This window comes from Roseovarius dicentrarchi (genome assembly GCF_003316635.1).
Classification (GTDB): domain Bacteria; phylum Pseudomonadota; class Alphaproteobacteria; order Rhodobacterales; family Rhodobacteraceae; genus Roseovarius; species Roseovarius dicentrarchi.
The window spans coordinates 1-6,434 of sequence record NZ_QNQP01000045.1; the positions used below are offsets into that span (position 1 = coordinate 1).

Annotated in this window: 4 protein-coding genes and 2 pseudogenes; 5 read left to right on the plus strand and 1 reads right to left on the minus strand. The window is 56.7% G+C overall.

All coding sequences use genetic code 11. The features are described from left to right. Positions 1-670 (plus strand): annotated as a pseudogene (locus tag DQ230_RS16435) (IS256 family transposase); the annotation flags it as partial. Positions 671-701: 31 nt separating this feature from the next. Here the strand turns inward: DQ230_RS16435 and DQ230_RS16440 are convergent. After that, entirely contained in the window at positions 702-1,967 is a 1,266-nt protein-coding gene (locus DQ230_RS16440) for a glycosyltransferase (RefSeq protein WP_113913653.1), read from the minus strand. A gap of 289 nt (positions 1,968-2,256) precedes the next feature. Between DQ230_RS16440 and DQ230_RS16445 the strand changes: the two genes are divergently transcribed. The 4 genes and pseudogenes from DQ230_RS16445 to DQ230_RS16460 form a co-directional block, all read left to right on the plus strand. Continuing rightward, entirely contained in the window at positions 2,257-3,453 is a 1,197-nt protein-coding gene (locus DQ230_RS16445) for an IS256 family transposase (protein ID WP_113913656.1), read from the plus strand. Positions 3,454-3,510: 57 nt separating this feature from the next. After that, complete coding sequence (locus tag DQ230_RS16450) at positions 3,511-4,950, plus strand: glycosyltransferase family 4 protein (RefSeq protein WP_113913654.1); 1,440 nt, start codon at positions 3,511-3,513, stop codon at positions 4,948-4,950. A gap of 52 nt (positions 4,951-5,002) precedes the next feature. Then, positions 5,003-5,911 (plus strand): lysophospholipid acyltransferase family protein, encoded by a 909-nt coding sequence (locus DQ230_RS16455; protein WP_113913655.1) that lies wholly within the window; start codon positions 5,003-5,005, stop codon positions 5,909-5,911. A gap of 150 nt (positions 5,912-6,061) precedes the next feature. After that, positions 6,062-6,310 (plus strand): annotated as a pseudogene (locus DQ230_RS16460) (transposase); the annotation flags it as partial. Positions 6,311-6,434: the final 124 nt, after the last annotated feature.

The following is a 6,434-nucleotide window of genomic DNA, read 5'->3' on the forward strand; positions in this document are numbered from 1 at the left end:
TGGTGATCGTTGGGGCCGATGAATATGGCCGCAAGGAACTGCTGGCCATGACCGACGGCTTCCGTGAAAGCACCCAAAGCTGGCGCGAGCTGCTGCTCGATCTCAAACGTCGCGGCCTGAAACACGATCCGAATCTTGCCATCGGCAACGGTGTCCTGGGGTTTTGGACGGCGCTGCGCGAGGTATTCGCCACGACGCGGGAACAACGGTGCTGGGTCCACAAGACGATGAACGTGCTGAACGCGATGCCGAAATCCCTGCAAGCAAAAGCCAAGGGCCACTTGCACGATATCTGGCAAGCAGAGACAAAAGCCAAAGTGAACGCTGCCTTCGACTTCTTCGTCGCAACCTATGGCGTGAAATGGGACAAGGCGGTCGCCAAACTGGTCAAGGATCGAGACGCGCTGCTGACCTTCTACGACTACCCGGCGGAACACTGGAAGCACATTCGGACGTCAAACCCAATCGAAAGCACATTCGCCACCGTCCGGCATCGCACAAAACGCACCAAAGGATGCCTCAGCCGCAAGACCGGTCTGGCCATGGCCTTCAAGCTGATGATATCCCCCAAAAGAAATGGCGCAAGCTCGATGGTCAAAATCGACTGCCCGAGATCATCCAGGGAGTTGAGTTCCGCGACGGGATCCGCCAACTTCAAGCCGCCGCCTGATCAAGCGTCACCAACTTCTGCGCATATCTCTTCAGCCTGCGCCTGTTGCGGTAAGAATATCCTGCGCCACATCTTTCCAAGAGCGCAGCTCAGGCTTGGCTGCCGCCAGCCGGGCCTTGAGAGCGCTGTACCCTTCGGGGTTAGATTGTAGTCTGTCGATCAGCCCTGCCAGTGCATGCGAATCATCAGGATCAAAATACATAGCCAGATCGCCACCCACCTCTTTCAATGCCGCTGCGGTGGAGGACAGTGCTGGGGTGCCCACCCAAAGGGCTTCTCCCAGTGGCAGGCCCCAACCTTCCATGCGGCTGGGAATGACAAGGGCGAGTGCGTTTTCGTAAAGATTGCAGAGCTCGGCCTGATTTGGGTTCAGTGCGAAATGAATACGTGACCTGATTGGCTCCAAGGGTGGCTTGTTGATGTACGCTTTTGTCCGCTTGCGATACGCTCCGGCCAGTACGAATGCTGGTACCGGCCGCCCTGTCTCATGCAAATGCATCATGGCACTCAACACGCATTCCAGATTTTTGCGGCCTGTCATGGTGCCAACGCCAAGCAGATAGGGTTCTTTTGGGCCTGTTTGCACGATTGGCTCGTTTGTTGAGCGCGTTTCATGACTCAGTGGAATGGCAACCACTTGTGGGAGAGGGGGTAAATGGCCTAAAGATGAGAACCGTTCGATCTCGGATTTTGTGAACTGTGAGTTAGAGAAAAGACGCTCAGCATGGCGGATTACGATCTTGTTATCATGGGCGAAGTTTCTGGTGAACGTGCTTTGCCGTATATGGTCAGACCCATAAAGCGGGAACATGTCGTGCAAGAGCGGGTTCAACCTGATCTTGACGCCGGCTTGGTCCATCGCGGTCAGATAATCCGCCATGATCTTGGGTCGTCCCAGAGACACCAATATCTGTCCATTCAAATCCACCTCTTTAATCATGCCCGCAGGGACGTGATCCCACCGCTTCAAGTTCATCTTTCGCACAATCCATTGCGCTGCTGGATAGAGTGCATCACGCAGAGCGCTTTGCGTGGGAAAGGTGTAGCGCATCCGCTTTGGTGTGGCGGCAGAAGGCAGCCCAGGATCAAGAATACCTGTGGGTGAGAGCGCACCAATGCGCGGCGTCACTTCGAAGAAGCGCTCGTGAGCCGGCGAGAATATCACGAAACGCACATCTGCGTCCGACATCGCTAGCTCATAACCCACTTCCATGACAGTCCGGGCAATACCATAGTATTTGAACTTCACCCCTGAAGCTAAAAACTGTTCTGAAAGATCATAGTACACAGCGGTCATGCGAACCTCTTAGCACTGCGAAAGGGGTTGAGGAACATCACGTTTGCAGCCAAAGAGTTCCAATGGCCGGTACTAGCAATGCATGAATGCGACATCTGCCATACTTGGTACAGGCTTACAAACGGATTAATTAGAATGCACTTGGCCGTGTCCCAACGCTTGGTGTAAGAGGCCGCGCGCGGAGCCCCCGGCATAGCGCAGCGCGCGGCCGGTGGTGACGCTGGCGGCCACCGTCGATCTTCGGCAAAGGTTTGGGTTGCAACACTGGAAACCAAAGACGGAGATGACGATGACCGATGAGAGAATGACACTGCTTGAGCTGGTTGAACAGCAGGCCGATGGCGATCTTGTACGTGAGATGCTGGCCTTCGCCGCCGAACGGATCATGGAGGCGGAGGTCGAGGCGCGGACGGGCGCTGCCAAGGGGACGCGCTCGCCGTTGCGGGAAGTGCAGCGCAACGGTTACCGCGACCGCGACTGGGACACCCGCGCTGGCCGGATCGCGCTGGAGATCCCGAAGCTGAGAAAGGGGAGCTATCTTCCCAGCTTCCTGGAGCCGCGCCGCACGGCCGAGAAGGCCCTCGTGGCCGTTATCCAAGAGGCTTATGTCCACGGCGTTTCGACCCGCTCTGTGGACGATCTGGTGAAGGCCATGGGCGCGGGCGGTATGTCAAAAAGCCAGGTCAGTCGGCTTTGCGCCGACATTGACGAGCGGGTGAGCGCGTTCCTGGGTCGGCCGCTGGAGGGGGCCTGGCCCTACCTCTGGCTGGATGCGACCTATGTGAAGGTGCGCGAGGGCGGCCGGATCGTGAGCCGCGCCGTGATAGTAGCCGTGGCGGTCAACGAGGACGGAAAGCGCGAGGTTCTGGGCGTTGCGACCGGCCCTTCCGAAGCCGAAACCTTCTGGACCGACTTTCTGCGCTCCCTGGCCGACCGCGGCCTGCGCGGCGTGAAACTGGTCATCGCCGATGATCACAAGGGCCTTCGGGCGGCGGCACGCCGCGTCTTCAACGCCACCCACCAGAGGTGCCGGGTTCACTGGATGCGCAACGCCTTGGCGCACGCCCCGGCCAAGCAACGCACGGCGGTGGCAGCGATGCTGAAGACGATCTTCGCCCAGGAAAGCAAGGCCGATGCCGAGGCTCAGTGGGACACCGTTGCGGATGCCCTGCGCGAAAAGCAGGACAAGCTCGGCATCTTTATGGACGCCTCGCGCGACGACGTGCTCGCCTACATGGACTTCCCGCGCGAGCACTGGCCCCAGATTGCGTCCACAAATCCGCTGGAACGGGTGAACCGCGAGATCAAGCGGCGCACCGATGTCATCGGGATCTTCCCAAACGATGATGCCGTCATCCGGCTCGTCGGAGCGATCATGCTCGAGACCAACGATGAATGGACGGTCGCGCGTCGATACATGAGCCTTGAAACCCTCGCCCGCGTGAACGACAATCCTCGCGTCAGGTTGCCCGCTGTGGCGTCCTGATCAGGCTCGGGCCTTACCGAAGGTCGGCGCTCTTACACCATTCGATGGGACACTATCATGCACTTTTTCGATGTCACCGACATTATCTTTTATGTTGAAAGACATACGACGGTCTCTGGCATCCAAAGGGTGTCCTTTGAGGTCATCAAGCGGATGATTGAGCGGCACGGTCGACAAGCCGTGCGCCTGTCTTATTGGGATCGCAGGTGCCGCGAATACCTGTCCATCGAAGCGGACTTTGTAGCCGAAATGACCGAGTTCGACCCTGATGTCTGGAGTGCTCTATTCTATGGCCGAGGCGCACGTTCGCAGGCAAATACTGCCCCTACTCTGGACCGCTATCGCAACCATCCACTCAAGTATCACTTGCATGCATTGCGCCGCAACTATCAGGCTTTGCGTGGCAATGAGGCGCATTTTACCAAGCATGGCTCCAGTATTGCCGAATGGCGCAGTTTTCGCTCAGGCAACCTGCCAAACGCCAGTTCCAAATTCTCCGGCCTTGAACGCATGCGGGTCGTGGACATCGCTCAGCATGGGGATCATTTGATCGTCTTGGGTGCCACTTGGTCCATAAATGGATTAGGGGAATGCTTTCAGTGCCTTAAAGATCACAGGGGTCTTGAGATATCACAGCTCATCCATGACCTGATCCCAATCATTACGCCGGAACATATCGCGTCTGATTTCAGTGAAGATTTCTACAACTGGCTCAAGGCTTCGAGCGGGTACTGTTCCAGGTATTTTGCCAATTCGAAGAATACGGCACGTGATCTTTCTACCTTTATGGACGAAATAGGTGTGGTTCGTCCTATTAAGACTGTTCCCCTTGCCCAAGACTTCCATGTGACTGACGGCAAGTCGACACTTCGCGGTGCTGGTCTACATGCTATGTCCAGTACGTACAAAGCCCGTGTGGATCGCAACCTTGGATTGCCGCGTGATATCCTTAACCTGTCCAAGATGCCTTTTGTATTGGTGGTAGGCACCATGGAGTCGCGCAAGAATATTTGGCGGCTGGCACAGGCTTGGCAGCGGCTCAGCCATGAGAGCCCGCTGGATCTTCCCAAACTCGTCTTTGCTGGAAAGCCAGGCTGGTACAATGAAGATTTTAACCAGCTCATCAAGGCCACAGGTAACTTGGGCGGGTGGATCCAGTTTGCCAACCATCCAACTGATGCTGAGCTGGCTTATCTGTATGAAACTTGTTTATTCACGGCTACGGTGAGCCTCTACGAAGGGTGGGGGTTGCCTATAGGTGAGAGCTTGTTCTTCGGTAAGACCGCTGTTGTTGCGAACAACTCATCAATGCCTGAAGTGGGAGGCGACATGGTGGAATACTGTGATGCTCACTCCATTGACAGTATCTATGCCGCTTGTCGTAAGTTGATTGCCGAGCCTGATCATCGCGCCATCTTAGAGGCGAAGATTGCCAGTACACGGTTGCGCAGCTGGGATGATGTAACATCAGACTTTGTTGACCTTCTGGTCACCTGACATGCAGATTTTCGCTTAGGTGCCAAAGTCGGTGACGGCTAGGAGGAGATTCATGCGAGAGGATAAGGATGCGCTGAGACGACGTGCAGGTGAATATCTGGTCAACTTGTCTCTGCGCGCCCTGATCGTGCCTGTTGGTCTTATGCCCTACCGCTGGCGCATTCCTGCTCTCGGATGGATGACGGCGCGTATGGTTGCACCCCTTGCTGGCTATTCGGAGCGCGTGCGGAAAAACCTCGCGCTGGTCATGCCGGGTCTGCCTGAGCGCGAGGTGCGCCGCCTAATGAGGGCAGTACCGGACAACGCTGGCCGTAACATGATGGAGATGTATTCGGCTGCCAAGTTTTCCGATCGTGCGCGGCACTCGCCAGTCACCGGCCCTGGTCTTCCCGATATTCAACGTGCTCGCACCGAAGGCCGTCCGATAATATTGGTCACGGGGCATTTTGGCAGCTTCAACGCTGCGCGTGTGGCAATGATCCAACAAGGATTTGAGATGGGCGCGCTCTATCGCCCACTGAGAAATCGGTACTTCAATGTGCATTACACCAACGCGCTGGAAAAATTGAGCCAGCCCATGTTCAAGCAGGGTCGTCGTGGCATGATGCAAATAACCAACCATCTGCGCTCCGGCGGTAATCTTGCCATCCTCAACGACCTCAATACCCCTGGTGGCGCACCACTCGATTTTTTTGGCCAACCCGCTTTAACATCTCTGATAACGGCGAAACTGGCCCTGAAGTTCGACGCGCTTTTAGTGCCAGTCTGGGGCATCCGCTGCTCCAATGGTCTTGATTTCGATGTCCATGTCGAGACGCCAATACCCCACGGTGACCCAGTTGAGATGACGCGAGACTTTAACGCCCGGCTTGAGACGCAGGTGCGCCAAAACATGGATCAGTGGTTCTGGATTCATCTTCGTTGGAAAGACGGAACAGGAGAGGTGAATCGCCCCGAGTGATCTTGCCCCCGTTTCACCGGACACTCAGGCGGTTGCGGTTTGAGCTGCGATGAACTCGCGTGGTGAGAGGTGGTTCCGGAAATCTGAACAGCCGGGATAAGTGGATTTTCCGTGCAACAGCGGCATGATGCTGCGAGCGAGGAGAAGACCATGGCAAGACGACCACGCCGGAACCACAGCCCGGCATTCAAGGCGAAAGTTGCGTTGGCGGCGATCAAGGGCGAGAGAACCCTGGTCGAGCTGTCGCAGGATTTCGACGTTCACGCGAACCAGATCAAGCAATGGCGCGATCAACTTCTGGAGGGTGCAACCGGGGTGTTCGGCGCGATCACCAAAGCCGACGCAGAACCGGCGATCGACGTGAAGACCCTGCATGCGAAGATCGGGGAGTTGACGGTAAACATCCGCCGAGGGCCGCGGTCAGGCAGCCTTGACTTGGTGCGTTGCTGCGTTCCATTCCCACGGCAGCAACTCGTGCAGGCGTGAGACCGGCATGTCGGAGATGCGGGCGATGACGTCAGCG

Bases quoted from the DNA above. Each gene is read 5' to 3' on its own strand.
- DQ230_RS16445 (WP_113913656.1), top strand. From the start codon at position 2,257: ATGACCGATGAGAGAATGACACTGCTTGAGCTGGTTGAACAGCAGGCC.
- DQ230_RS16440 (WP_113913653.1), bottom strand. From the start codon at position 1,967: ATGACCGCTGTGTACTATGATCTTTCAGAACAGTTTTTAGCTTCAGGG.
- DQ230_RS16450 (WP_113913654.1), top strand. From the start codon at position 3,511: ATGCACTTTTTCGATGTCACCGACATTATCTTTTATGTTGAAAGACAT.
- DQ230_RS16455 (WP_113913655.1), top strand. From the start codon at position 5,003: ATGCGAGAGGATAAGGATGCGCTGAGACGACGTGCAGGTGAATATCTG.